This is a genomic window from Burkholderia cenocepacia (assembly GCF_900446215.1).
Lineage (GTDB): Bacteria > Pseudomonadota > Gammaproteobacteria > Burkholderiales > Burkholderiaceae > Burkholderia > Burkholderia cenocepacia.
The window spans coordinates 1,851,893-1,874,757 of the sequence record NZ_UAQZ01000001.1 but is presented as its reverse complement, the minus strand read 5'-3'; the positions used below and the strand labels follow the sequence as shown (position 1 = coordinate 1,874,757).

The following is a 22,865-nucleotide window of genomic DNA, read 5'->3' as shown; positions in this document are numbered from 1 at the left end:
GGTGTCCTGGTGGTTGGAGTCGTGGCCGCTGTCGCGCTGCCGGCGGCCGGGGATGTCGCGCCATGTTCAGCGCGACCGCGCGTTTCGTCAAAGATGCGGCGCTCGGTTCGCGGCCGTTCGCGTCACCGGCGGCCGGACGCTACGTAACATCCGGCCGCGCGTTACGGCGCCTTACGGGAACATCGCAGCCGCGACGTTCGCGCACCGCACGTGCCTGTCGCGCGAAACCGCCTTTCCTCCGTTTAAATCGCGTCGATAGTCCCGATTTCCGCAACAAATCGCGACACCGTTTCGCCAAACATGTCGTGGCGCGGAATTTGCAGAGAAGGCCTGGACACACTTCCAATGTCGAGGCCAACATGCAGAATCTCTTCAAGAAGACGACGGTAACGATGGCCGTCTCGTCACTGCTCGCGCTGTACGGTTGCGGCTCGGTCGATGGACCGACGACCCCGCCGACGATCAAGCCGAGCACGTCCGGGACGAGCGGCACGTCGGGGACTTCGGGTACGTCGGGCGGCGGTTCGTCGGGGACTTCGGGTGGCGGTAGTTCGGGGACTTCGGGGTCGTCGGGGTCGTCGGGGACTTCCGGTACGTCGGGGACTTCCGGTACCTCGGGTACTTCCGGTACGTCGGGTACTTCCGGTACGTCGGGTACTTCCGGCACCTCGGGTACTTCCGGCACCTCGGGCACTTCCGGTACGTCGGGTACTTCCGGTACCTCGGGTACTTCCGGTACCTCGGGTACTTCCGGTACGTCGGGCACCTCCGGTACGTCGGGTACTTCCGGTACCTCGGGTACTTCCGGCACCTCGGGCACTTCCGGCACCTCGGGCACCTCCGGTACTTCGGGTACTTCGGGTACTTCGGGTACTTCGGGTACTTCGGGTACTTCGGGTACTTCGGGTACTTCGGGTACTTCCGGTACCTCGGGCACCTCCGGTACGTCGGGCACCTCCGGCACCTCCGGCACCTCGGGCACCTCGGGCACCTCGGGCACCTCGGGCACCTCCGGCACCTCGGGCACCTCCGGCACCTCGGGCACCTCCGGCACCTCGGGCACCTCCGGTACCTCGGGCACCTCCGGTACTTCGGGCACGTCCGGCACCTCGGGCACTTCCGGCACCTCGGGTACGTCCGGCACCTCGGGCACGTCCGGCACTTCGGGTACGTCCGGCACTTCGGGTACGTCCGGCACCTCGGGTACGTCCGGCACCTCGGGCACTTCCGGCACGTCCGGCACTTCCGGTACCTCAGGCACGTCCGGCACCTCCGGCACGTCCGGCACCGGCGTCACCCCGCTCGGCAACGTCCTCCAGAAATCCGGCAACCTCGTGACGGCGCTCGGCACGACGGTCGTCAACGGTGGCAGCCAGATCGGCGGCGTGCAGATCCCCGGCACGAACCCGACGACGGCCACCAGTGTCGGCAACGCGGTCGGCAGCCTCGGCAACGGCGTGCAGTCGCTCGGCAACGGCATCGCGGCCGGCCTCGGCTCGATCGGCGTGTCGGCGAACCCGCTCGGACCGACGCTCACGTCGACCACCGGCCTGCTGACGGGCGCCGGCGGCGCGGTCAACAACCTCGGCAATGCAGTGACGAGCCTCGGCACCGGTCCGCTGTCGCCGCTCGCGCCGGCGACGACCCTCGTCGGCAGCCTCGTCAACACGGTCGGCACCGCGGTCAACTCGACCGCCTCGGCGCTGAATACGGCGCTGAACAGCTCGCCGGTCCAGCAGCTCGAAACGCAGCTCGGCAAGGTGATCAACCCGATCACGAACACGCTCACCGGCGGCGTCACGACGCCCGGCGCGACGCAGACGCTCGGCGGCGTGACGCTGCTCGGCACCCCGCTCAACGGCCTGTTGAGCACGCTCGGCAACGGTCTCGCGCTTGCGGGCACGAAGGTCGGCGGCGCGACCGACAACCCGGTCGGCACGGGCCTCGGCGGCGTCGTGACGCAGCTCGGCAATACGGTGACGTCGACCGGCGGCCTCGTCCACGACAACAACGCGGGCAGCTCCAGCAGCGGCACGGGCGGCACCAACCCGCTCGCCCCGATCACGGGCCTGCTCGGCACGTTGACGGGCGGCCTCAGCGGCGGCAGCTCGAGCGGGTCGGGCGGCACCAGCAGCGGCGGTCCGCTCGCGCCGATCACCGGCCTGCTCGGGACGGTGACGGGCGCACTCGGCGGCCTCGGATCGGGCGGCACCAGCGGTACGGGCGGCACGAGCGGGACCGGCGGCACCAGCGGCACCGGTGGCGCAGGGCTCGGCGGTCTGCTCGCACCGGTCACCGGCCTCGTCAACTCGCTGACGCCGCTCGGTGCAAGCCTCACCGGCACCGTCACGACGCCGGGCGGCAACCTGTCCGGCACGCTCGGCGGCGTGCTGACGAGCGGCCCGGTCGGCACGCTCACGGGTGCGCTGGGCACGCCGGCCGGCTCGGCCGGCGCCACCGGCACGGTCAGCCCCGGCGGCGCAGCCGGCACCGTGACGACGCCGGGCGGCAGCGGCTCGGTGGTGACCGGCCTGACCGGCAGCACGGGCGGCGGCGCCGCAGGCGGCACCGGCAACCTGCTGTCGCCGGTGACCAACCTGCTCGGCGGTCTGCTGGGCGCCGGCACCAAGAAGTAAGCTTTAACGCATCACGTACCAGAACGACAGGCCAATGGCCGGGCACACATCGATAAACAGCCCGGCCGACGGCCGGCGTCACCCGCCAAGCGGGGGCGCCGGCCCTCATCCCTACGAGGATCCGATCATGAACTCCACGCTCGACGGCATCGTCGCTGCCCCGGACCGCCCACCCCGTTCCGCCACGCCGCTCCGCGCCGGCCTGTTCGGCATCACGGCCGGACTCTTCGCGCTGTGGATCACGCGCGACCACCCGGCCCTCGATGCGGCCACCCGCGCGGTCATCGCGAGCCTCGCGATCATCGGCACGATCGCGCTGCACGAACTCTTCATCTCGCGCGTCTACCTGCGCCCGAGCGCGGGGCTGTCGCGGCAGGCCGTCCGGCCGCTCGGCCTCGCGCGCGTCGCGACGCGGCTCGGCGGGCTGACGTCGATCTACGCGGGCATCGGCGCGATCTACTGGCTGCTGCCCGAATACCACGGCGCGTTCTACCTGCCGTTCTGGTCGCTGCTGCGCTCGCTCGCGCCGTACGTGATCGTCGCCGCGCCGTTCTACTTCGCGTGGATGGACCGCCACCAGCGCGAGACCGACGACGCGTACCTGCTGTGGGGCCGCTTCCTGTTTCGCCGCGAGCAGCCCGCGAGCTGGAAGCCGGTGCGCGAGATGCTGGCCGGCTGGGGCGTGAAGGCGTTCTTCCTGCCGCTGATGACCGTCTACCTGTCGAAGGATGCCGATCACCTGAGCGCGTCGCTCGCGAACGCGATGCACGCGCCGATGACGATCGCGACCTTCGTGTTCATGTACGACCTGTCGTTCACGATGGACCTGATGTTCGGCACCGTCGGCTACCTGTGCACGTTCCGCATCCTCGACAGCCACGTGCGCACCGTCGAGCCGACGACGCTCGGCTGGGTGGCCGCGCTGATCTGCTACCAGCCGTTCTGGTCGCTGATCTCGAACAACTACATCCGCTACGAAGGGTCGGTGTTCTGGGACAACTGGCTGCTGTCGGCGCCGACGCTGCGCGTGATCTGGGGCACGGTGATCATCCTGCTGCTGCTGACCTACGCGCTGTGCACGATCTCGTTCGGACTGCGGTTCTCGAACCTCACCAACCGCGGGATCATCACGTCGGGCCCGTACCGCTTCACGAAGCACCCGGCATACATTACGAAGAACCTGTCGTACTGGATGGTGTCGGTGCCGTTCGTCGAGCCGCTCGGCTGGCAGATCGGGCTCATGCACTGCGCGGGGCTCGTCGCGGTCAACCTGATCTACTACACGCGCGCGAAGACGGAAGAGCGTCACCTGATGCGCGATCCGGACTATCGCGCGTATGCCGAATGGATCGCGCAGCACGGCTTGTTCGCGCGGATCAGGCAGACGTTCGGCGGGCGGCAGGCGGTGTGACGCAGCGGCCGGGGCGGCCGCCATGCCGCTCCGGTCCCTCGCGTGGGTGTCGGATCGGTCGCGGACTTCGCATCCGCAACGACACTGTTGCACGCATGCTCTCCGGCGCTGGGCGATGCGCTTTCGCGTGAATCGCCCGAACGTTTGAGCGCCCCATGCGGCCAATTGTCGCGAAACAGCGCGATTCTCCGCTTTTCGTCGCTTTTCTCCCCCAGTCCGATTGCCCGCCCCCGACGCGTCGCGTATGGTGCTGGCCGTCCGCGCACGATCCGTCGCCGGACCCCGACCGTCGTCCCGCACGACGGCCGTGCGGGCCGTGCCCGCCGCTCACCGTCTCCGCGACGCCGCCCGCCGGCGCCGCGCATTCATGAGGAAAGAGGCGTGATCCACAAAGTCCTGATCCTGTTCGCACTCTGCATCGCGGGCCTCGCCGCGATCGCCGCCGGTTTCCAGCACATCCCCAGCTGATGCGCGGCCCCGGCTCGCTTCGCCGAGCCCGGGGGCCGCTTCCCTTTCCGCTTCCCCGTTGCCATGCACTCCTTTCTCGATGCGCCCGAGACGGGCGCCTTTCGCCATGCGTATCGACGTACAGCATTCCCAGCACGACATCGACGACGAACTCGACACCCTTTATGAACGCCTCCACCAGCCGGGCCATCGCCTGCACGGCCTGCCGGGCGTCGCGCTCGGCCGCTCGGGCCTGGTCGTCCGCCATCGCGAAGCGGACGGCGAATACTTCCTGTATGTCGAGGATCTGGCCGCGCGCCAGCTCGCCGGCTACACGGTGTTCAACCGCCTGCCCGAAATCCCGCGCCGCGCGGACCGCTACCTGCGCGCGCCGCACACGCGGCTGCGCGGCTCGGCGCAACGCAAGGGCCTCGCGACGACGCTGTACCGCTGGGGGCTCGACGCGGGCCTGTGCCTGATCAGCGGCGCGCGCCAGTCGGTGGGCGCCGCGCGGTTGTGGACGGCGCTCGCGCAGCACTACCGGCACGGCTTCGTCGATGTCGAAGGCCGCGCGCTGCGCTATCTCGGCGATACCGTTGCCGACGACGTGCACGGCGCACTGCATACGCGGCGGCTGTTGCTCGGGAGCGGCTGGGGCATCGGAGAATTCGCGCAGGCGGCCGGGATGAGCGACGCGGCGCGAACGCCGATGCGATAATCCGCCGAGCCCGCGCGACGCGCCGGCTCGACCCGCCAATCGAAACGCCCTGCGATGACCATCGATCCCCGAACCGACGTCGGCCGCCCGCTCGACATCGTCGCGCTGTGCGGCAGCCTGCGCGCGCAGTCGTACAACGCGGCACTCCTCGACGCAGCCGCGCTCGTTGCCCCGCACGGCATGCGCATCGCGCGCTTCGATCGTCTCGGCGCATTCCCGCTGTTCAATCCCGATGCCGAATACCCGACGCCCGCCGCGGTGCGCGACCTGATCGACCGCCTGAACGCGGCCGACGGCGTGCTGATCGCGAGCCCGGAATACGCGCACGGCATATCGGGCGTGATGAAGAATGCGCTGGACTGGGTCGTGGGATGCGAGGCCGTCGTGTACAAGCCGGTCGCGGTATTGAACGCGTCGCCGCGCGCGACGCATGCGGACGCGGCGCTGCGCGAAACGTTGTCGTTGATGTCAGCGCGCATCGTCGAGCCCGCCTCGATCGCGCTGCCGATCCTCGGAAGCCGGCTCGACGCGGCGGGCATCGCCGCGCATCCGCCGTTCGCATCGGCGCTCGTCGACGCATTGCACGCGCTGCGCGCGGCGATCGCCGAGTCGGCGCCAGGCCGCTAAGTACCCCGCACGCCTGCCCCCTGGGGCGTCGCGTTATCGCGCCTTGGTGCGCGTCGTCTTTCTCGCCGGTTTGGCCGCCTTCGCACGCGGCGCTTCCTTCTCGGGCTGCGCGCCGCCGCCGGCGAGATCCTCGAGCCATGCGAGCGCATCGACGTACGACAGGAACTGCTGCAGATAGTCCGGCGACAGCTCGCGCATCGTCGCGAGCGAGCGGTGCACGAGGCTGTTCGAATTGAGCGGCCCGGCGTTGCGCGGCACCTGGTCGAGCGACTGGCGGTATTGCTGTTCCGTGCGGACTTTCGACCACATCGTGCGGAAGTAGTCGACCAGTTCGGGATCGAGCCCGCGCCGGTCCGCTTGCGGATCGCGCGCGAGCCCTTCGACGAGCGCGGCCAGCGCGCCGCGCGCGGGCCTGCTCGTCGCGGCTTGCCCCGTCTCGCGCGTGACTTCGGCATCGTCGTCGGCGCGCACGACGAGCGCCGCAAACCCGTCGATCAGCGTCGCCAGCCGCGCGTCGAGCAGCGCGCGTGCCGCGCCGTCGAGCACGGCCGCGCGCCGTTCGAGCGCATCGATCCGGTGAAACCGCACGGGATCGAGCCGGTCGGCGCCCTGCTCGCGCCAGGCGTCGAGCGTCGCGCGCACCTGCGTCGCGTCGTCCGTCACTTTGCGTTGCCTCCGTTCGACGCCGACTTGCGCGGCACCGGCGCGATTTCCACGCGGCGGTTCTTCGCGCGGCCTTCATCGTCCGCATTCGAGCTGACCGGCTGTTCGGAACCGAACGCGGCCGCGAACACCGACGACGCCGGCACGCCGGCATCGATCAGCGCGCGCGTGACCGTCAACGCGCGCTTGGCCGACAGTTCCCAGTTGTCCGCGAACAGGCGGTTGCCGGCATGTACCTGCTGGTCGTCCGCGAAGCCGCTGACCATCAGGATCTCGTCACGGGTCTTCAGATAGGTGGCGAGCGGTACGGCCAGCGTCTTCAGCAAATCACGGCCCGCGGGCTGCAACTGGTCGGAGTTCAGCGCGAACAGCACGTTGCCGCTGATGCCGATGCGCCCGTTCACGAGCGTCACGCGGCCGGCCGCGAGCGGCCCGGCGAGCGCCTGTTCGAGCGACTTGCGCTGCTGCGCCTCGAGCTGGCGCGCGCGCACCGCTTCCTCGAGCTTCGACGTGAGCTGGAGCTGCATGCCGATCACGCCGACGAGGATCAGCACGAACGCGCCGAGCAGCACCGACATCAGGTCGGCGAACGCGGGCCATACCGGCGCCGATTGCGCGCCGCCGTCGATTTCGTCATGCATGCGTTACGCTCCGACAGGCGCTCGCCGGCCGGCGAGCTGCTGCAGGTCTTCGACGATCTGCTTCTGCGACATCACGCTCAGGTCGATCACTTCGCGCGCCTGCGCGACGTAGTATTCGAGCTGCTCGTCGCTGCGCGCGAGCGATTTCTCGAGCGCGGCCTCGATGCGCTGCAGATGGGTCAGCAGCTTGTCGTTCGATTCGCCGAACACCTGCACGGCCATCCCGAACGCGTCGCCGAGGCTCGCCACTTCCACGGCGCCGGCCGTGACCTGCGCGGCCACCGAATCGAGCTTGCGCGTTTCGGCCTCGACGGTGTCGTTGAAGCGCGCGCCGACGCGATCGAGCAGATCGGCCGACGTGCTGACGAGCGCGTCGATCGCGGCGCGCTGTTCGGTCGACGCGTGATTGACCGCGCCGAGCAGCGTCTCCAGCGTCGCGAGCAGGCGGCTGCGTTCCTCGAGCGTCGCGGTGTCGCGCACCATGCTGTCGGACAGGCGCTGGCGCAGCTCGGCGACGACGTCGGCCGCGGCCTTCGGCGCTTCCGACGCGGCCTGCACGAGCCGCGCGATTTCGTTGATCGTGTCGCTCGCGTGAACCTGCGCCTGTGCGGTGATGTCGCTCGCGGTGCGGGTCAGCGTGTCGCAGATGTCCTGCTGGCGCGCCGCGGCCTGCGCGCTCGTCTGCGCCCATTCGTCACGCAGCGCGGCGGCCATCGCGGCGAGCGAATCGTTCCACGCGGCGAGGCGGGCTTCGTCGCGCGCGGCCAGTTGCGATTGCAGGCCAGTGTGCGATTCGCGGATCGTCGTCAGCAGATCGTTCGAGCGTTGCTCGAACGTCGACGCCTGTGCGGCGAGATCGCGCGTCGTTTGCGCGAGGGCGTCGCAGATTTCCTGCTGGCGGCCGGCGCTGTGCACGCCTGCGCGCTGCCATTCGTCGCCGAGCTTCGCGGCCATCGCGGCCAGCGAGTCGTTCCATGCGGACAGACGTGCTTCGTCGCGCGCGGCCAGTTGCGATTGCAGACCGGTGTGCGACTCGCGGATCGTCGTCAGCAGATCGTTCGAGCGTTGTTCGAACGTCGACGCCTGCGCGGCGAGATCGCGCGTCGTTTGCGCGAGGGCGTCGCAGATTTCCTGCTGACGGCCGGCGCTGTGCACGCCTGCACGCTGCCATTCGTCGCCCAGCTTCGCGGCCATCGCGGCCAGCGAATCGTTCCATGCGGACAGACGTTCTTCGTCGCGTGCAGCCAGTTGCGATTGCAGACCGGTGTGCGACTCGCGGATCGTCGTCAGCAGATCGTTCGAGCGTTGTTCGAATGTCGATGCCTGTGCCGCGAGGTCGCGCGTCGTTTGCGCGAGGGCGTCGCAGATTTCCTGCTGACGGCCGGCGCTGTGCACGCCAGCACGCTGCCATTCATCGCCGAGCTTCGCGGCCATCGCGGCCAGCGAATCGTTCCATGCGGACAGACGTTCTTCGTCGCGTGCAGCCAGTTGCGATTGCAGGCCGGTGTGCGATTCGCGAATCGTCGTCAGCAGATCGTTCGAGCGTTGTTCGAACGTCGACGCCTGCGCGGCGAGGTCGCGCGTCGTTTGCGTGAGCGCGTCGCAGATTTCCTGCTGGCGGCCCGCGCTGTGCTCGCCCGCACGCTGCCATTCGTCGCCGAGCTTCGCGGCCATCGCAGTCAGCGAATCGTTCCATGCGGACAAGCGTGCTTCGTCGCGCGCGGCCAGTTGCGTCTGCAATCCTGCGTGCGACTCGCGCATCGCGGCGAGCGTCGCGGCCGAATGGCGCTCGAACGTCGCGGCGGCTTCGCCCAGCGCGCGCGCATGCTGGCCGGCCAGCGTCTCGCCGACCTGCTCCTGGCGCGCCAGCGCGTCGCGCCACGCGTCCGACAGGCGGCCTTCGGTCGATTCGAGGCGCGTCGCGACACCATCGAGCAGATCCGACGAACGCTGCGCGAACGTGTCGGTGAACTGGCCGAGCGTCGTCTGCAACTGCTGCGCGACGGCGTCGCCCGCGCGACGCTGTTCGTCGAGCGCGCGATTCCACACGGCCGTCACGTTGCCGGTGGTCTTCTCGAAGCCGTCCGTCAGCCCGTCGAGCTGACGCTGCACCGCGCCCGTCACGGTGTCGCGCAGCGCGGCCATCTCCTGCGCGAGCCCCGTCATCGTCGCGGCGACGACCGGCTGCAGCGCGGCGCCGGCCACGCGCGCGCTTTCGGCGGCGCTCTCCTTCAGCGCGTCGCCGACGTTCGACGCCAGGCCCGCGTACGCCCGCTCGGTCCGGTCGAAAAACGCCTGCTGGCTTTCGAGCTGGCGATCGTGCAGCGCGACGCTGCGCGCCTCGAGCGTCGTCATCATCGTCTGCAGCCGGTCGACCAGCGCCGGCATCACGTCGGCCTGGCGCTGCAGCAGCCGGAATGATTCGTCGCGCTGGTGCGCGGACGAATGCACGCGCAGCGTCGTCGCGATCTTCGCGTCGAGCTGGTGGGCCGCATCGATCCGCTCGCGGCGCACGAGCGCGGACAGCAGCCCGAGCATCGCGGAGGTAGCCACACCGGCGATCGACGTGCCGAACGCGAACCCGAGCCCCTTCACCGGCGCGATCAGCGACGCGCGGATCGCATCGAGATCGGTCGCGCTCTCGAGCGCGGCGCCCGTGCCCTTCAGCGTGACGACCATCCCGAGCAGCGTGCCGAGCATGCCGAGCAGCACCAGCAGGCCGACGAGGTAAGGCGTGAGCGCCGGGCCCGGCAGCGCGACGCGCGCGCCTTCGACCCGGGCGCGCACCGCGCCGCGCAGGCCCGGATGCAGCGTGTCGAGCCACGGGTCGAGCTTCGCGGGCGGCTCGGTCAGGCCGGCGACCGCGTGCGACAGCGTGGCGGTTGCCTGCCGGTAGCGCAGCAGCTCCCATGCGCCGGCGACGTAGCACGCGCCGATCAGCAGCGTGACAGCCGCCGCCAGCGGGTTCGACGCGACATAGCCGGCACCGATCCAGCCCACAGCGAGCAGACCGGCGACGAAGACAACGAGATCAAGGCGAATTCTGGACATAGCGTGTTGATTAGCAGGTGCGAAGGGCCGCGAGCAGCCCGTCTACCGTTTGAAACCGGACTTCGAGTTCGGCAAGCAGGATGCTTTGCATCTCGTCGCGAAACGTATCGAGCCATGCGCCGGGCACGATCGCCGCGACGGTCGGGGTGTCGGCCGCCGCCGCGCCTTCATCGGCCGCAGTGGCGGCGTCGGGCGCATCGGAACCGGCGGCCGCAGCAGCGGCGGATTCGGCGTCGGCCAGCGCCTGCCGCTCCGCGTCGCGCAACCGCGCGAAGCGCGTGCCGAGCAGCGCGGGCACGGCCGACAGCAGGCTGCGCTCGCGCGCGCCGAGCACGCGCTCCATGATCGTGTCGAGCGTCGCGAGCCGCGCCATCCCGGACGAGCGCGCGGCGAGCGCGACCCGCAGACGGCCACGCAACTGGCCGATCGCTGTTTCCATGTCCTGCTGCAGGGTCAGATAACGCTGGCGGAAGTCCGCGAAATCCGCCGTATCGGCCGCCGGCGGCGGCAGGTCGCCCGGCCGGCGCCGCGTGCGCGGCCGGTTGGCGGCCATGATCGCCTGCGCGAGGTCGTGGCGCACGCGCGCGCAGTCGCGCTCCGCGTCGTAGCCGCGCACGCCGGCCGCGACGCCCGGCGGGCTCGCGTTCAGCGCGGACGACAGCGTGATCGCGTCGGTCCAGCCGAGCCACTGGCTCAGCCGGTCGGACAGCGTTTGCCGGGATTCCGCGACGTCGGCATCGGCCAGGCGCGCGAGCAGCCGGACGAGCGTCGGACCGCTCAACGCCGGGCGCGGAGATGCTTGCACCATGCTGCAAACCGTCAAAAAAGGCAGCAGTTTACACGTCGTCGGGCGGTCGGCCGCCAGAATCGGGGAAGCGGCGCCGTCCGGCGCGCCGGGTGACACACGCGAACGCCCGTCGCGCAAGGCTCGGCGTGGGATGGTGGCGGTCGGGAAACACGGTCGGCGGCGGCCGGCGAGCGGCCGCGCCATCGGGAAGCGATGCGTCGGCGGGCCGCCGACGCGTACTCGGGCGGGCGACCCGGCCGGTCTCGGCCGGGTCGCGCCGACGGCCCGCGACGGCCATGACCGCCGCCGCGCGCGCCGACGCGGCTCAGCAATGACAGCGCTCAGATCCCCGCTTTCGGCGCATTCAGGATCAGCCGCAGCCCGAGCAGCGTGATCGCGCCGGCCGCGATGCGGTCGACCCACTTCTTCGCGCGCAGGTAGAGTTCGCGCGGCCGGCGCGTCGAGAAGCACAGCGCGACGAGCGTGTACCAGCCGAACTCGACCGCGAACACGAGCGGCGGCAGCACGAGATAGCACCACAGCGGCGGATGCTGCGGGAGCAGCGCCGCGAAGATGCTGCCGTACCAGATCGCCGTCTTCGGGTTGCTGAGCTGGGTCGTGAGGCCCGTCAGGAACGACTTGCGCGCGCTGCCGCCGGCCATCGCCTGCGGATCGTCCATCGCGATCGGCCGGTCGGCGCCGCGCCAGATCTTCGACGCCATGTAGATCAGGTAGGCGCCGCCCGCGACCTTGAGGCCCACATACAGCCATTCGACGGCCTGCAGCAGCGTGTACAGCCCGGCCAGCGCGACGCCGCCGAACACGATGCCGCCGATGCCCATGCCGAGCGCGGTGGCCAGCCCGTCGCGGCGCGACAGCCCGATCGAGTTGCGGGCCACCAGCACGAAGCTCGGGCCCGGAATCATCGCGCCGAGAAACAGCGCAGCCAGGATGGCGAGTACGGCAGCCGATGCGGTCATCGAAGTCTCCTTGGTCAGCGACGCCGCTGCGCCGGCGCCTGCGTGTCGTTTCCGACGGTCGAGCCGCTGATTCTGGCACGCTTCGCGCATCGCCGAAAGCGGCCGTGCGCTGCTATGCTGGCCCTCTTTCCCGTCATCACGCGCCACCCATGATCGAGATCCGCGCCGCCCGCTATCCCGACGATGCCGCCGCCGTCGAAGGGATCTTTCGCGAGTACGTCGCGAGCCCGACCGTCAGCCTTGAATTCCAGGACTACGAGCCCGAAATTGCCGCGCTGCCCGGGAAATACGCGGCGCCGCGCGGACGGCTGCTGCTCGCGTGGCGCGGCGAGCGCGTGGTCGGCTGCGCGGCGTTCCGCGAAATCGACCCGGCGACCTGCGAGATGAAGCGCGTGTACGTACGGCCCGAGGCGCGCGGGCTGAACGTCGGCCGCCAGCTCGTCGAACGGCTGCTGCACGACGCGAAGGCGGCCGGTTACGCGCGCATGTGCGTCGACGTGCTGCCCGAATTCGTCGCCGCCCGGCAACTGTATGCGTCGCTCGGCTTCACGCCCGCGCCGCCCGTCGCGTTCAATCCGGTGCCGGGCACGGACTTTCTCGGGCGCGATCTGTAACGCCGCGCGACTGATCCCCTTTTCTCCTTTCGACCGGACCGCCCGCCATGCGCGCTCTTCGCCTTGCTGCCCTGCTGCTCCCGCTGCTCGCCGCGCTCCCGCTCGGCGCCCGCGCCGACAGCCTGCCGAAATCGATCGCCGCGCAACTGCCGGCCGGCTACCAGCCGTTGATCGCGCACGCCGGCCCCGATCTCGACAACGGGCGGCACAGCTTTCTGGTGGTCGTGCATCGCGCGGTCGATACGCGCGACCAGCCGTCGCCGCGCCCGCTGCTGATCTACGAGGAACAAGCCGACCACACGTACCGTCTCGCGGCCCGCAACGACCAGGCCGTGCTGCGCGCCAACGACGGCGGCCAATGCGATCCGTTCGATCCCGACGATGCGGGCGACAACGGCTTGGCGGTGAAGGGCCGCTATTTCACCGTGCAAAACGTCGTCGCGTGCGGGCAGCACTGGACCGACTACGTCACGTTCCGCTACGACCCGCGCACGCACGGCTGGCTCTTTTCGAGCCAGATCGTCACCGAATCGTTTCCGCTCGACGACCAGCCCGACCACGTCACCGTGACGCGCGCCGACGCGCACCGGCCGGTGTCGTTCGGGCAGTGGACGCGCAAGGACTAGACGCCGCCCGCGGCAGCGCCGTTTTTCAATACGACGCGTCGTCCGGGCGCCGCTCGCGGCCCCCGGCCAACCGGTCTACCATAGGCGCTCGTCGCCCGCGGGCGACCGCCGGCACGGCATGCGGCTTGCGCCCGCCCCTTTCCTCGTTGCACCCGCACAGGAGGACGTCATGACGCAACACTTCGATGCGATCGTCATCGGCACCGGCCAGGCCGGGCCGCCGCTCGCCGCGCGCCTCGCCGGCGCCGGAATGAAAGTCGCGATCGTCGAGCGCGGCCGCTTCGGCGGCACTTGCGTAAACACCGGCTGCATCCCGACCAAGACGCTGATCGCGAGCGCATACGCCGCGCAGCTCGCACGGCGCGCCGGCGAGTACGGCGTGTCGGTCGGCGGCCCCGTCACCGTCGACATGAAAGCCGTGAAGGCGCGCAAGGACCAGATTTCCGGCCGCTCGAACCACGGCGTCGAGCAATGGGTACGCGGCCTCGACAACACGACCGTCTTTCAGGGTCATGCCCGGTTCGAACGCCCGAACGCGGTGCGCGTGGGCGATGACGTACTCGAAGCCGAACGCATCTTCATCAACGTCGGCGGACGCGCGCAGGTGCCCGCGATGCCGGGCCTCGACTCGGTGCCGTACCTGACCAACTCGACGATGATGGACGTCGACTTCCTGCCCGATCATCTGGTGATCGTCGGCGGCAGCTACGTCGGGCTCGAATTCGGCCAGATGTACCGGCGCTTCGGCTCCAGGGTCACGATCATCGAGAAAGGCTCACGCCTGATCCGCCGCGAGGACGAAGACGTCTCGCAGGCCGTGCGCGAGATCCTCGAAAAGGAAGGGATCGACGTGCAGCTCGACGCGAACTGCCTGAGCGCGCGCCGCGACGGCGACGGCATCGTGGTCGGCCTCGACTGCGCGGGCGGCGGCCGCGAGGTCGCGGGTTCGCACCTGCTGCTCGCGGTCGGGCGCGTGCCGAACACCGACGATCTCGGGCTCGACCGCGCGGGCGTCGACACCGACGCGCGCGGCTACATCACCGTCGACGACCAGTTGCGCACCAACGTGCCCGGCATCTGGGCGCTCGGCGACTGCAACGGGCGCGGCGCGTTCACGCACACTTCGTACAACGACTACGAGATCGTCGCGGCCAACCTGCTCGACGACGATCCGCGCAAGGTGTCCGACCGGATCATGGCCTACGCGATGTACATCGACCCGCCGCTCGGCCGCGTCGGGATGACGCTCGCGGAAGCGAAGCAGACGGGCCGCCGGCTGCTGGTCGGCACGCGCCCGATGACGCGTGTCGGCCGGGCGGTCGAGAAGGGCGAAAGCCAGGGCTTCATGAAGGTGATCGTCGACGCGGACAGCCATGCGATCCTCGGCGCGTCGATCCTCGGCGTGACCGGCGACGAAGTCGTGCACGGGATCCTCGACGTGATGACCGCCGGCGCGCCGTACACGACGATCAGCCGCGCGATGCATATCCACCCGACCGTGTCGGAGCTGGTGCCGACGCTGCTGCAGGATCTGCATCCGGTCGAATGACGCACGGCAGGCGGGCGGCCGCGCATCCGGTTCCATCGGTGTGCGAAGATGGCCGCTCGCCACGCCATCCGGGAACGCCATGGACCGCCTGCAAACGATGCAGATCTACGTACAGATCGTCGAACGCGGCAACTTCACGCAGGCCGCCGACGCGCTGCAGCTGCATCGGCCGGCCGTCACCAAAGCCGTGCAGCAGCTCGAACAGGAGCTCGGCGTGCGGCTGCTGAACCGCAGCACGCGCCGCGTCAGCGTGACGGCCGAAGGCGAGGCATTCCATGCGCGCTGCGTGCAGTTGCTCGGCAGCATCGACGATGCGTTCGCGTCGTTCCCGAAGCAACGCGCGGTGCCGAAGGGCCGGCTGCGGATCGACGTTGCCCTCGCGCTTGCGAAGACGGTCGTGATTCCGGCGCTGCCCGACTTCCAGCAGCGCTATCCGCAGATCGAGCTCGTGCTCGGCGCGAGCGACCAGCCGGCCGACCTGATCGGCGAAGGCATCGACTGCGTGGTGCGGGTCGGGACGCTGAAGGATTCGAGCATGGTCGCGCGCACCGTCGGCGCGGTGCCGATGGCCACATGCGCGTCGCCGGCCTATATCGCGCGTCACGGCTTGCCGCGTACGCTCGACGATCTGCGGATGCATCGCGCGATCAACTTCTTCACCGGCCGCAACCGCCGCGTGCTCGAATGGACGTTCCGCCCGCACGGCGACACCGTCGCGGTGAAGCTCGCGAGCAGCCTGCTCACCGACAACTCGGAAGCATTGCTGTCGTGCGGGCTCGCCGGTCTCGGCATCGTGCACGCGTTGCGGCCCGCGCTGCAGCCGAGCATCGACTCGGGCCAGCTGGTCGAGCTGCTGCCCGGCGTGCCGGCCGTGCCGAAGCCGGTGTCGGTGCTGTACCCGAACCGCGCGCATCTGCCCGACAAGGTGCGCGCGTTCATCGACTGGCTGACCGAGCTGTTCGCGCGACGTTATCCGGCGTAGCACGGATTCGCGTCGATTGTTATTCGTCAAATAACAATCAATGATCCGGCCGCGCGTTTATCCGGTGCGGGCGCCCGCCTACGATGCGGCTTCATCGACACCCGTTCATCGAAGGAGCGCTCCATGACCCGCATCGTCCGTTTCCACCGCATCGGCGGCCCCGAAGTCCTGCAGATCGACACCGTCGACGTGCCCGCGCCGGGCCCCGACGACATCCAGCTGCGCGTGAAGGCGATCGGCGTCAATCGCGCGGAAGTCATGTTCCGCCGCGGCGAATACACGTTCATGCCACGCTTTCCGGCATCGCTCGGCTACGAGGCGTCGGGTATCGTCGCGGCGGTCGGCCGCAACGTGACGGCATTCGCGGAAGGCGACGCGGTGAGCGTCGTGCCGGCGTTCTCGTTCGCCGACTACGGGATGTACGGCGAGGTGGTCAACGTGCCCGCGCATGCGGTCGTCAAGCATCCGGACAGCCTGTCGTTCGAGGAGGCGGCCGCGACGTGGATGATGTTCGTGACGGCCTACGGCGCGCTGATCGAACTCGGCGGGCTCGAGCGCGGCGACGCGGTGCTGATCGGCGCCGCGTCGAGCAGCGTCGGGCAGGCCGCGATCCAGGTCGCGAACCAGGTCGGCGCGGTGCCGATCGCGCTGACGCGCGGCGAATCGAAGCGCCAGGCGCTGCTCGACGCCGGCGCGCGGCACGTGATCGTCGGCAGCCCCGCCGACCTGCCGCGGCAGGTGGCGGAAATCACGGGCGGCGTCGGCGCGCGCCTCGCGTTCGATCCGGTCGGCGGCCCCGACGCGGCGAACCTGCTGCGCGCGCTGGCCACCCACGGCACGTTCTTCCAGTACGGCGCGCTCGATACGCGCGACATCCCGGTGCCGGTGATGGACCTGCTCGCGCGCCACCTGACGCTGCGCGGCTACGAGCTGTTCGAGATCACCGGCGATGCGCGGCGGCTCGAACGCGCGAAGCGCTTCATCGTCGACGGGCTCGCGGCCGGCACGCTGAAGCCGCGGATCGATCGCAGGTTCGCGTTCGACGACATCGTGGACGCGCACCGCTACATGGAAGCCGGTGCGCAGGTCGGGAAGATCGTCGTCACGGTGTGAGCGGCTGTCCGAGCCGCACCCATGGCGAGCGGCGCGCGCCGCTCGTCAGCTTTCGAAATACCGCGGCCGGTCGATATCGGCCAGCAACTTCGGCTGCGTCGGCGCCCAGCCGAGCGATGCCCGCGTGCGCTCGCTGGTTGCGGGCGCATCCATCCCCGCAAATCTCGCGAACCAGCCGAAGTGCTCACCGGCTTCCGCCGCCGACTTCGCGACGACCGGCACGTTCAGCCGCCGCCCGATCACCTCGGCGATCGCGCGGAACGGCACGCCCGTATCGTCGACCGCGTGATAGCGCGCGCCGGCTGCGCCGCGCTCGATCGCGAGCCGATACACGCGCGCCGCGTCGAGCCGGTGCACGGCCGGCCAGCGGTTCGCGCCGTCGCCGATGTACGCCGACACGCCCTTCTCCCTCGCGAACGCAATCAGGTGCGGCACGAACGCGTGATCGCCGTCGCCGTGCACGGACGGCGGCAGCCGGACGACCGACGCGTGCACGCCGCGCGCTTCGAGCGCGACCGCCGTCGCTTCGGACGCACGCGGATAATTTTCCGACACCGGCACGTGCGGATCGTCCTCCGTCGCCGCGCGGCCGGGCGCGACGAGCGCAAGGCCCGACGTGACGATCAGCGGCCGCGCCGAGCCGACGAGCGCCGCACCGATCGTCTCGATCGCGCGGCGGTCGAGTTCGCAGTTCTGCGCAAAACGCGAGAAGTCGTGATTGAATCCCGTGTGGATCACCGCATCGGCGGCTTCGGCGCCGCGCGTGAGGCTGTCGAGATCCTCGAGCGACCCGCGATGGACGTCGGCGCCGGCCGCGGCAACCGACGCCGCGGCCGCGTCGGAGCGCGCGAGCCCCAGCACCGAGTGGCCGGCGGCCACGAGTTCGGCCACGACGGCCGAGCCGACGAAGCCCGATGCTCCCGTAACAAAGACACGCATGTTCAGCACCTCCGGATGAAATGGAGGCTTACTATCTGTCGAGCGCCGCGCGCGGTGAAGTCGTGACGGTTTACCGGTAAACGAACTAACAGGATATGGCTGACGCCCCCGACAACCTGCTCGGCGCGTACCTGCGGGACCGCCGCGAAAAACTCGACCCGGCCGCGCTCGGGCTGCCGGCGACGCGCCGCCGCACGCCGGGCCTGCGGCGCGAGGAAGTCGCGCAGCGCGCGCACGTGAGCGTCGCGTGGTACACGTGGCTCGAACAGGGGCGCGGCGGCGCGCCGTCGGCCGACGTGCTCGACCGGCTCGCCCGCGCGCTGATGCTCAACGAGGCCGAACGCGAGCACCTGTTCCTGATCGGCCTCGGCCACCCGCCCGAGGTACGCTATCACGCGCCGGCCGGCGTGACGCCGCGCCTGCAGCACGTGCTCGATTCGCTCGACGCGAGCCCCGCGATCATCCGCACCGCGACGTGGGACGTCGCCGCGTGGAACGACGCGGCGGCCGCGACGCTCACCGACTATGCGACGCTCCCGCCGGCCGCGCGCAACATCCTGCGGCTGATCTTCGTCGACGCGGGCGTGCGCCATGCCCAGTCGGACTGGGAGCGCGTCGCGCGGTTCGCGGTTGGCGGGTTTCGTGCGGACGTCGCGCGCAGCGGCGCGACGCAGGCCGTGCAGGCGTTCGTCGACGAGATGCGCGCGACCAGCGCCGAATTCGACGCGATGTGGCGCGACCACGATATCCGTACGCACGAAGAAGCCACGAAGGAGATCCGCCATCCGCGAGCCGGCCGGATCGCGCTCGAACATTCGACGTTCTCGGTTACCGGCCGCCCGGACCTGAGCCTCGTGATCTTCACGCCGGCGACGCCGGCCGACCGCGCGCGGATCAGGGAACTCGTCGCGGCGCGCGAACGGGCCCGCGCAACGCAGGCGCCGGCTGCGTGACCGCACGCGGCTTTCTCGGTAGGTAGCCTGATTCGGGACGGCACGTATCAGCGCATCGCGAAGCAACCTGTCTCGTTCAATATCCGCGACTGACGAACGCGGGCGGAAAACGCAACGGGGCGTCGCGCACGCATGCGCGACGCCCCTCGTTCATTCACGGAACAGTGCCGACTACGCCGCGCGCTGCAGCAGGTCGGTGGCGAAAGACTTCGCGTGCGCGACGGCTTCCTGCGCGTCGCCGAATACGCCGAGTTCATCCCAGTGCTCTTCGGCCGCGTAGGTGCCTTTCACGGCGAGCGCCCGCTGGACGCTCAACTGCGCCGCGTATCGGCCGTCATCCAGCGGCCGGGCCGTCGCGACGACCTTGTGCGGCGGGCTGGCCCGCTCCGGCTGAACCAGCTCGACAGGGCCGCTGAGCGTGCCGATATTCATCAACTCGTTTCTGGTGTTGCAGTCCGGGCAGTAGAAGCACCAGCCGGCGCCCTCCTGATGGTGCCTGACCTGCCCGCGAGCCAGCACGGCACGACATTCAACGTTTTCGCAGATGAACGGCATCGCAGTCTCCGGAGTTGTTTGACGGAAATCCTAGCATGTCCGCCGGCGGTCAACCATCGGCATCCGCATGATGACCGTGCCGGCGGTTTCCGTGGGTTACGGGGGCCGGGCCAGCCGAGCGTCGGCGCCTTTCGCTGCGCTGCAAAATCGGCGCTTTTTTCCGCATCGGGAAGCCGCCTGCACGACCGCGCGCAACATCGCTGCCCGACCCGGAAGCGATCGCGCGGCCTGCCGATGTCGACGTGAACGAGGCCGCCGTGCGTCCGACTGCGGCGGTCGCCGGTCGGCAGGCCACGAAGCGGCTGCTCGACATCACCCGGGATAAACTGTCGGCCCGATACCGAACCGAGAGAAGCGTCATGTTGATCCGCGTTGCGACCCTGGCCGATGCCATACCGCTTGCCGAACTGAAACGCGATACGTTTCGCGAAACCTTTCTGCAGGACGGCTTCGGCATCGACTATCCGCCGAACGATCTGGCCGAGTACGAGGCCCGCACCTACTCGGTTGCCGCGATCACCGAACAGCTCGGCGACCCGCAGTGCCGGACGTGGGTCGCGGAAGGCGACGACGGCACGCTGGTCGGGTATGCGCACGCGGGGCCGTGCAAGCTTCCGCACCCGGAAGTGGCGGACGGTTCAGGCGAGATCCATCAGATCTATCTGCGCCGCGGCACGCAGGGAACCGGCGCCGGACGCGCGTTGTTCGACGCCGCGCTCGAGTATCTCGCCGCGACGCGCCCCGGCCCGGTATGGCTGGGCGTGTGGTCCGGCAATGCGAAGGCCATCGCGTTCTACGAGAAGGCCGGCTTCAAGCGGGTCGGCACGTACGATTTCAAGGTCGGCGCATCGACCGATCTCGAGTTCATCTACCGTCGCTGAGCATCGCTTTCCGTCGGCATCGCATCAGCACGGCGCAAACGAATACAGTTGATCGACGGCGGCGTAAACAACGGTTTTCCCTCGTTTCGAGTCAAACGACACAATTCGAGGGTTCCCGGTAGAATTCGCCATTCCGGGGTTCTCGATCAATGGCTTCGTGATGCATCGCATTGGATTTTTCGTTTGCCGTGGCTACGACGCGCTCGATCTTGGCGGCCCGCTGTCGGCCTTCAATCAGGTGGCCACGGCCGCCGGCCATACGCCCTACGCGCTTCATGTCATCTCGCCAACCGGCGGCCCGATTCCCGGCAATACCGGCCTTTCGATCGACACGAAACCGATCGGAAGACGCGCGTTCGACACCGTCGTGTTCGTCGGCGGCGATATCGCGCCGATGCAGACCTCGGACAATATCGCCGCGGCCAAAAAACTGGCCGCCAAGGCGTCGCGGGTGGCAAGCGTGTGCACGGGCGCGTTCCTGCTTGCCGAAACCGGCTCGCTGGACGGTTTGAGAGCCGCGACGCACTGGCGATACGCGGCGCAATTGCAGTCGCGTTTCCCTCGCACGCGGGTCGACGGCGACAGCATCTATGTCGTCGATGGCCGCGTCTGGACGTCGGCGGGTATTGCCTCCGGCATCGACCTGGCGCTCGGCATGATCGAACGGGACATGAGCGCGGAGATCGCGCGCGAGGTCTCGCGGCTGCTGGTCGTTCCGTATCGGCGGCCCGGCGGGCAGTCGCAATTCTCCGCGATGTCGCAGATGGAGCCGGAATCGGATCGCATCCGCATTGCGCTGAATTTCGCCCGCGAACATCTGGCCGAAGCGTTGCCGGTCGAACGGCTCGCCGATGCCGCCAGCCTGAGCGTGCGACAGTTCGGCCGCGCGTTTCGCCGGGAAACCGGTGAAACGCCGGCGCGGGCCGTCGAGCGTTTGCGCGTCGAAGCCGCAAGGCTGCGCCTGCAGGGCGGCAGCGAACCGATCGAACAGATTGCGCTGGCGGTGGGATTCACCGATCCCGAACGGATGCGCCGAGCGTTCATCAAGCTGCACGGGCATCCGCCGCAAGCGATTCGACGCGAGAGCAGAACGAACGCAGCGCGCTGATCGAGCCCTGCCGATCAGCGCGCTGCGTGGCCCGCTTCCCGCTAACCGGCGATGGGCGCGTGGGCACGTCGCGCGTCCTTTCGCCGGACGTCGACGATCGTCAATCCTTGACCGGCGGGTAAGCGTTCCACATGTCGCGATGCAGCTTCCACACGCCGCCCTGCTTCAGAAAGACGAGCGTCTGCTTGGCGCGGATCTTCAGCTTTCCATCACCGTCGCGAACCTCCGCATCCGACACCTCCGTCACGACCCGCTCATTGCCGTAGAACTCGTAATGGCTGAACGATACAGTGCCGGGTTTCGATCCGGCATACCCGTTGGTGAAGTACTCGGTGATCGCGCGGCGGCCCGTGACTTTATCGCCTCCCGGCGGCAAGAGCGCGCCGTCGTCGGTATAGAGGCGGCCGATCGCGTCGTAATCCCCTCGCGCAAAGGCATCCGCCCATCGCGCGTTTTCGGCCTTGATGGCCGCTTCGGGCGGGCGTTGCGAACCTGCGGCGAGCGCCGGCGTCGCGAGTGCGAAAAAGGACACGCAGGCTGCAAACGCAGCCGTACACGGATGGATCTGTCGCATCGAGTGATTTCCGAATAGGGTTTGAATTGAAGAGGCAGGCAACCCTGCACGGGTTGCCAGCAAACGTGTCAGCGAACGCCGGGGATGCGTGCGAGGCCCTTCGATGCGCCCGGCAGCTTCTTGTCGACCATCGCGACGAGTTCGGGCCGTGCATCGCTCGGATGACCGGAGTGGAACGGCGGAGCGGGATCGTATTCGATCACGAGTTGCGTGTATTCGGCGGCCGGCTGGCCGCGCAGCTTCGCCGCCACGCGCAGCGCGAAGTCGATGCCCGCCGTCACGCCGCCACCGCTCATGAAGCGGCCGTTGTCGTCTTCGACGAAGCGGTCGGGAACGGGAATCGCGCCGTATTCGGCCAGCTTGTTGACGAACGCCCAATGGCACGCGCTGCGCTTGCCCTCGAGCACGCCCGTCGCGGCGAGCACGAGCGAGCCGTTGCACACCGACGTCACGTGTTTCGCCCTTTCCGCCAGACGCCGGATCTGCGCCTGATACGCCGGCCGCATCGGCGCCGACAAATCGGACCCGCCGGGCACGAGGATCACGTCGGTCTTGTCGATATCCGCCAATCGCTCGGTCTTCCCGTACACGACGCCGAATTCGAGCGTCACGTTGCCGCCATCGAGGCTCGCGTAGCGAACGTTCGTATTCGGCAGCCGGTGAAAGATTTCGCTGGGGCCCGCGAAGTCGAGCAGCGTGCCGCCGTCGTAATTGACGATCAGGATGTCGAGCGGCTCGTTCGGCGCAAGCAGCCCTGCGCTGCCTGTCGGTGTCGGCGCAGGCGCGGCGTGCCCGAGCAACGCGCTGCCGCCCAGCACGGCGCCGAGGGTGGCGGCGCTGCCGAACTTCAGGACATCGCGGCGGGAACGGCCTGCCCGTGTGAGTGGCCCGGTGGGCGCATGGTTGTCGCTACTGTCGGTCAAGATGATTGCTCCTTGCACTTCGGCCCATGGGCGAGCGCAACCCCGCCGGGCCGGATGAAATAACCGCCACGGCGAACCGCGCGGCGG

The 22,865-nt window shown here is 69.4% G+C and carries 21 protein-coding genes; 12 read left to right on the top strand and 9 right to left on the bottom strand.

Annotated features, from left to right (window positions below):
- Positions 1-359: 359 nt before the first annotated feature.
- From DTA15_RS38985 to DTA15_RS08770, 4 genes are all read left to right on the top strand, one after another.
- A complete protein-coding gene (locus DTA15_RS38985; RefSeq protein ID WP_012493148.1) occupies positions 360-2,636 on the top strand; it encodes a collagen-like triple helix repeat-containing protein in 2,277 nt (758 codons plus the stop codon).
- Between the two features lie 127 nt (positions 2,637-2,763).
- Entirely contained in the window at positions 2,764-4,047 is a 1,284-nt protein-coding gene (locus tag DTA15_RS08780; RefSeq protein ID WP_006485511.1) for an isoprenylcysteine carboxylmethyltransferase family protein, read from the top strand.
- A gap of 574 nt (positions 4,048-4,621) precedes the next feature.
- A complete protein-coding gene (locus DTA15_RS08775) occupies positions 4,622-5,212 on the top strand; it encodes a hypothetical protein (RefSeq protein ID WP_006485515.1) in 591 nt (196 codons plus the stop codon).
- A 54-nt stretch (positions 5,213-5,266) separates the two neighbouring features.
- Complete coding sequence (locus DTA15_RS08770; protein ID WP_006485513.1) at positions 5,267-5,839, top strand: NADPH-dependent FMN reductase; 573 nt, start codon at positions 5,267-5,269, stop codon at positions 5,837-5,839.
- 33 nt (positions 5,840-5,872) lie between these two features.
- Here the strand turns inward: DTA15_RS08770 and DTA15_RS08765 are convergent, their stop codons facing one another.
- The 5 genes from DTA15_RS08765 to DTA15_RS08745 all read right to left on the bottom strand — a co-directional run bounded on the left by DTA15_RS08765 (position 5,873) and on the right by DTA15_RS08745 (position 11,961).
- Positions 5,873-6,502, bottom strand: coding sequence for a DUF2894 domain-containing protein (locus DTA15_RS08765; RefSeq protein ID WP_006494009.1), 630 nt, complete (start codon positions 6,500-6,502; stop codon positions 5,873-5,875).
- Positions 6,499-7,143 (bottom strand): OmpA family protein, encoded by a 645-nt coding sequence (locus tag DTA15_RS08760; RefSeq protein WP_006491235.1) that lies wholly within the window; start codon positions 7,141-7,143, stop codon positions 6,499-6,501. The genes DTA15_RS08765 and DTA15_RS08760 overlap by 4 nt, the downstream gene beginning before the upstream one ends.
- A 3-nt stretch (positions 7,144-7,146) precedes the next feature.
- A complete protein-coding gene (locus DTA15_RS08755; protein ID WP_006491237.1) occupies positions 7,147-10,194 on the bottom strand; it encodes a DUF802 domain-containing protein in 3,048 nt (1,015 codons plus the stop codon).
- Between the two features lie 10 nt (positions 10,195-10,204).
- Positions 10,205-11,002: a DUF3348 domain-containing protein gene (locus tag DTA15_RS08750; RefSeq protein ID WP_006494007.1), complete on the bottom strand. Its 798-nt coding sequence runs from the start codon at positions 11,000-11,002 to the stop codon at positions 10,205-10,207.
- Positions 11,003-11,322: 320 nt separating this feature from the next.
- Positions 11,323-11,961, bottom strand: a complete 639-nt coding sequence (locus DTA15_RS08745) for a LysE family translocator (RefSeq protein ID WP_012493146.1) — start codon at positions 11,959-11,961, stop codon at positions 11,323-11,325.
- A 149-nt stretch (positions 11,962-12,110) separates the two neighbouring features.
- Between DTA15_RS08745 and DTA15_RS08740 the strand changes: the two genes are divergently transcribed.
- The 5 genes from DTA15_RS08740 to DTA15_RS08720 all read left to right on the top strand — a co-directional run bounded on the left by DTA15_RS08740 (position 12,111) and on the right by DTA15_RS08720 (position 16,845).
- On the top strand, positions 12,111-12,575 hold the full coding sequence (locus tag DTA15_RS08740; protein WP_006485921.1) for a GNAT family N-acetyltransferase: 465 nt from the start codon (positions 12,111-12,113) through the stop codon (positions 12,573-12,575).
- A 47-nt stretch (positions 12,576-12,622) separates the two neighbouring features.
- The gene (locus DTA15_RS08735; RefSeq protein WP_006485913.1) at positions 12,623-13,201 is read left to right on the top strand and encodes a hypothetical protein; all 579 of its coding nucleotides are present in this window, start codon (positions 12,623-12,625) and stop codon (positions 13,199-13,201) included.
- A gap of 169 nt (positions 13,202-13,370) precedes the next feature.
- Positions 13,371-14,750, top strand: a complete 1,380-nt coding sequence (locus tag DTA15_RS08730) for an FAD-containing oxidoreductase (protein ID WP_006485924.1) — start codon at positions 13,371-13,373, stop codon at positions 14,748-14,750.
- 79 nt (positions 14,751-14,829) lie between these two features.
- Positions 14,830-15,732: a LysR family transcriptional regulator gene (locus DTA15_RS08725; RefSeq protein ID WP_006485923.1), complete on the top strand. Its 903-nt coding sequence runs from the start codon at positions 14,830-14,832 to the stop codon at positions 15,730-15,732.
- A gap of 123 nt (positions 15,733-15,855) precedes the next feature.
- Complete coding sequence (locus DTA15_RS08720; RefSeq protein ID WP_006485922.1) at positions 15,856-16,845, top strand: zinc-dependent alcohol dehydrogenase family protein; 990 nt, start codon at positions 15,856-15,858, stop codon at positions 16,843-16,845.
- A gap of 45 nt (positions 16,846-16,890) precedes the next feature.
- On the opposite strand, the gene DTA15_RS08715 is transcribed toward DTA15_RS08720, so the two are convergent.
- A complete protein-coding gene (locus DTA15_RS08715; RefSeq protein WP_006485917.1) occupies positions 16,891-17,784 on the bottom strand; it encodes an SDR family oxidoreductase in 894 nt (297 codons plus the stop codon).
- Between the two features lie 95 nt (positions 17,785-17,879).
- Here DTA15_RS08715 and DTA15_RS08710 point away from each other — a divergent pair, with 95 nt between their 5' ends.
- A complete protein-coding gene (locus DTA15_RS08710; protein WP_006485907.1) occupies positions 17,880-18,737 on the top strand; it encodes a helix-turn-helix transcriptional regulator in 858 nt (285 codons plus the stop codon).
- 171 nt (positions 18,738-18,908) lie between these two features.
- On the opposite strand, the gene DTA15_RS08705 is transcribed toward DTA15_RS08710, so the two are convergent.
- A complete protein-coding gene (locus tag DTA15_RS08705; protein ID WP_006493487.1) occupies positions 18,909-19,292 on the bottom strand; it encodes a hypothetical protein in 384 nt (127 codons plus the stop codon).
- Between the two features lie 359 nt (positions 19,293-19,651).
- On the opposite strand from DTA15_RS08705, the gene DTA15_RS08700 reads away from it, so the two are divergent.
- Positions 19,652-20,173, top strand: a complete 522-nt coding sequence (locus DTA15_RS08700) for a GNAT family N-acetyltransferase (protein ID WP_006493481.1) — start codon at positions 19,652-19,654, stop codon at positions 20,171-20,173.
- 160 nt (positions 20,174-20,333) lie between these two features.
- On the top strand, positions 20,334-21,281 hold the full coding sequence (locus DTA15_RS08695; protein WP_006485916.1) for a GlxA family transcriptional regulator: 948 nt from the start codon (positions 20,334-20,336) through the stop codon (positions 21,279-21,281).
- A 100-nt stretch (positions 21,282-21,381) separates the two neighbouring features.
- Here DTA15_RS08695 and DTA15_RS08690 read toward each other — a convergent pair whose 3' ends face one another.
- Together DTA15_RS08690 and DTA15_RS08685 are read right to left on the bottom strand one after the other, a co-directional pair.
- Positions 21,382-21,855 (bottom strand): YybH family protein, encoded by a 474-nt coding sequence (locus tag DTA15_RS08690; protein ID WP_006493483.1) that lies wholly within the window; start codon positions 21,853-21,855, stop codon positions 21,382-21,384.
- Between the two features lie 68 nt (positions 21,856-21,923).
- Positions 21,924-22,778 (bottom strand): DJ-1/PfpI family protein, encoded by an 855-nt coding sequence (locus tag DTA15_RS08685; protein ID WP_006485911.1) that lies wholly within the window; start codon positions 22,776-22,778, stop codon positions 21,924-21,926.
- Between the last annotated feature and the right edge of the window lie 87 nt (positions 22,779-22,865).

Coding starts and splice junctions, on each gene's coding strand:
- DTA15_RS38985 (WP_012493148.1), top strand. CDS start 360: ATGCAGAATCTCTTCAAGAAGACGACGGTAACGATGGCCGTCTCGTCA.
- DTA15_RS08780 (WP_006485511.1), top strand. CDS start 2,764: ATGAACTCCACGCTCGACGGCATCGTCGCTGCCCCGGACCGCCCACCC.
- DTA15_RS08775 (WP_006485515.1), top strand. CDS start 4,622: ATGCGTATCGACGTACAGCATTCCCAGCACGACATCGACGACGAACTC.
- DTA15_RS08770 (WP_006485513.1), top strand. CDS start 5,267: ATGACCATCGATCCCCGAACCGACGTCGGCCGCCCGCTCGACATCGTC.
- DTA15_RS08760 (WP_006491235.1), bottom strand. CDS start 7,143: ATGCATGACGAAATCGACGGCGGCGCGCAATCGGCGCCGGTATGGCCC.
- DTA15_RS08755 (WP_006491237.1), bottom strand. CDS start 10,194: ATGTCCAGAATTCGCCTTGATCTCGTTGTCTTCGTCGCCGGTCTGCTC.
- DTA15_RS08750 (WP_006494007.1), bottom strand. CDS start 11,002: ATGGTGCAAGCATCTCCGCGCCCGGCGTTGAGCGGTCCGACGCTCGTC.
- DTA15_RS08745 (WP_012493146.1), bottom strand. CDS start 11,961: ATGACCGCATCGGCTGCCGTACTCGCCATCCTGGCTGCGCTGTTTCTC.
- DTA15_RS08740 (WP_006485921.1), top strand. CDS start 12,111: ATGATCGAGATCCGCGCCGCCCGCTATCCCGACGATGCCGCCGCCGTC.
- DTA15_RS08735 (WP_006485913.1), top strand. CDS start 12,623: ATGCGCGCTCTTCGCCTTGCTGCCCTGCTGCTCCCGCTGCTCGCCGCG.
- DTA15_RS08730 (WP_006485924.1), top strand. CDS start 13,371: ATGACGCAACACTTCGATGCGATCGTCATCGGCACCGGCCAGGCCGGG.
- DTA15_RS08725 (WP_006485923.1), top strand. CDS start 14,830: ATGGACCGCCTGCAAACGATGCAGATCTACGTACAGATCGTCGAACGC.
- DTA15_RS08720 (WP_006485922.1), top strand. CDS start 15,856: ATGACCCGCATCGTCCGTTTCCACCGCATCGGCGGCCCCGAAGTCCTG.
- DTA15_RS08715 (WP_006485917.1), bottom strand. CDS start 17,784: ATGCGTGTCTTTGTTACGGGAGCATCGGGCTTCGTCGGCTCGGCCGTC.
- DTA15_RS08710 (WP_006485907.1), top strand. CDS start 17,880: ATGGCTGACGCCCCCGACAACCTGCTCGGCGCGTACCTGCGGGACCGC.
- DTA15_RS08705 (WP_006493487.1), bottom strand. CDS start 19,292: ATGCCGTTCATCTGCGAAAACGTTGAATGTCGTGCCGTGCTGGCTCGC.
- DTA15_RS08700 (WP_006493481.1), top strand. CDS start 19,652: ATGTTGATCCGCGTTGCGACCCTGGCCGATGCCATACCGCTTGCCGAA.
- DTA15_RS08695 (WP_006485916.1), top strand. CDS start 20,334: ATGCATCGCATTGGATTTTTCGTTTGCCGTGGCTACGACGCGCTCGAT.
- DTA15_RS08690 (WP_006493483.1), bottom strand. CDS start 21,855: ATGCGACAGATCCATCCGTGTACGGCTGCGTTTGCAGCCTGCGTGTCC.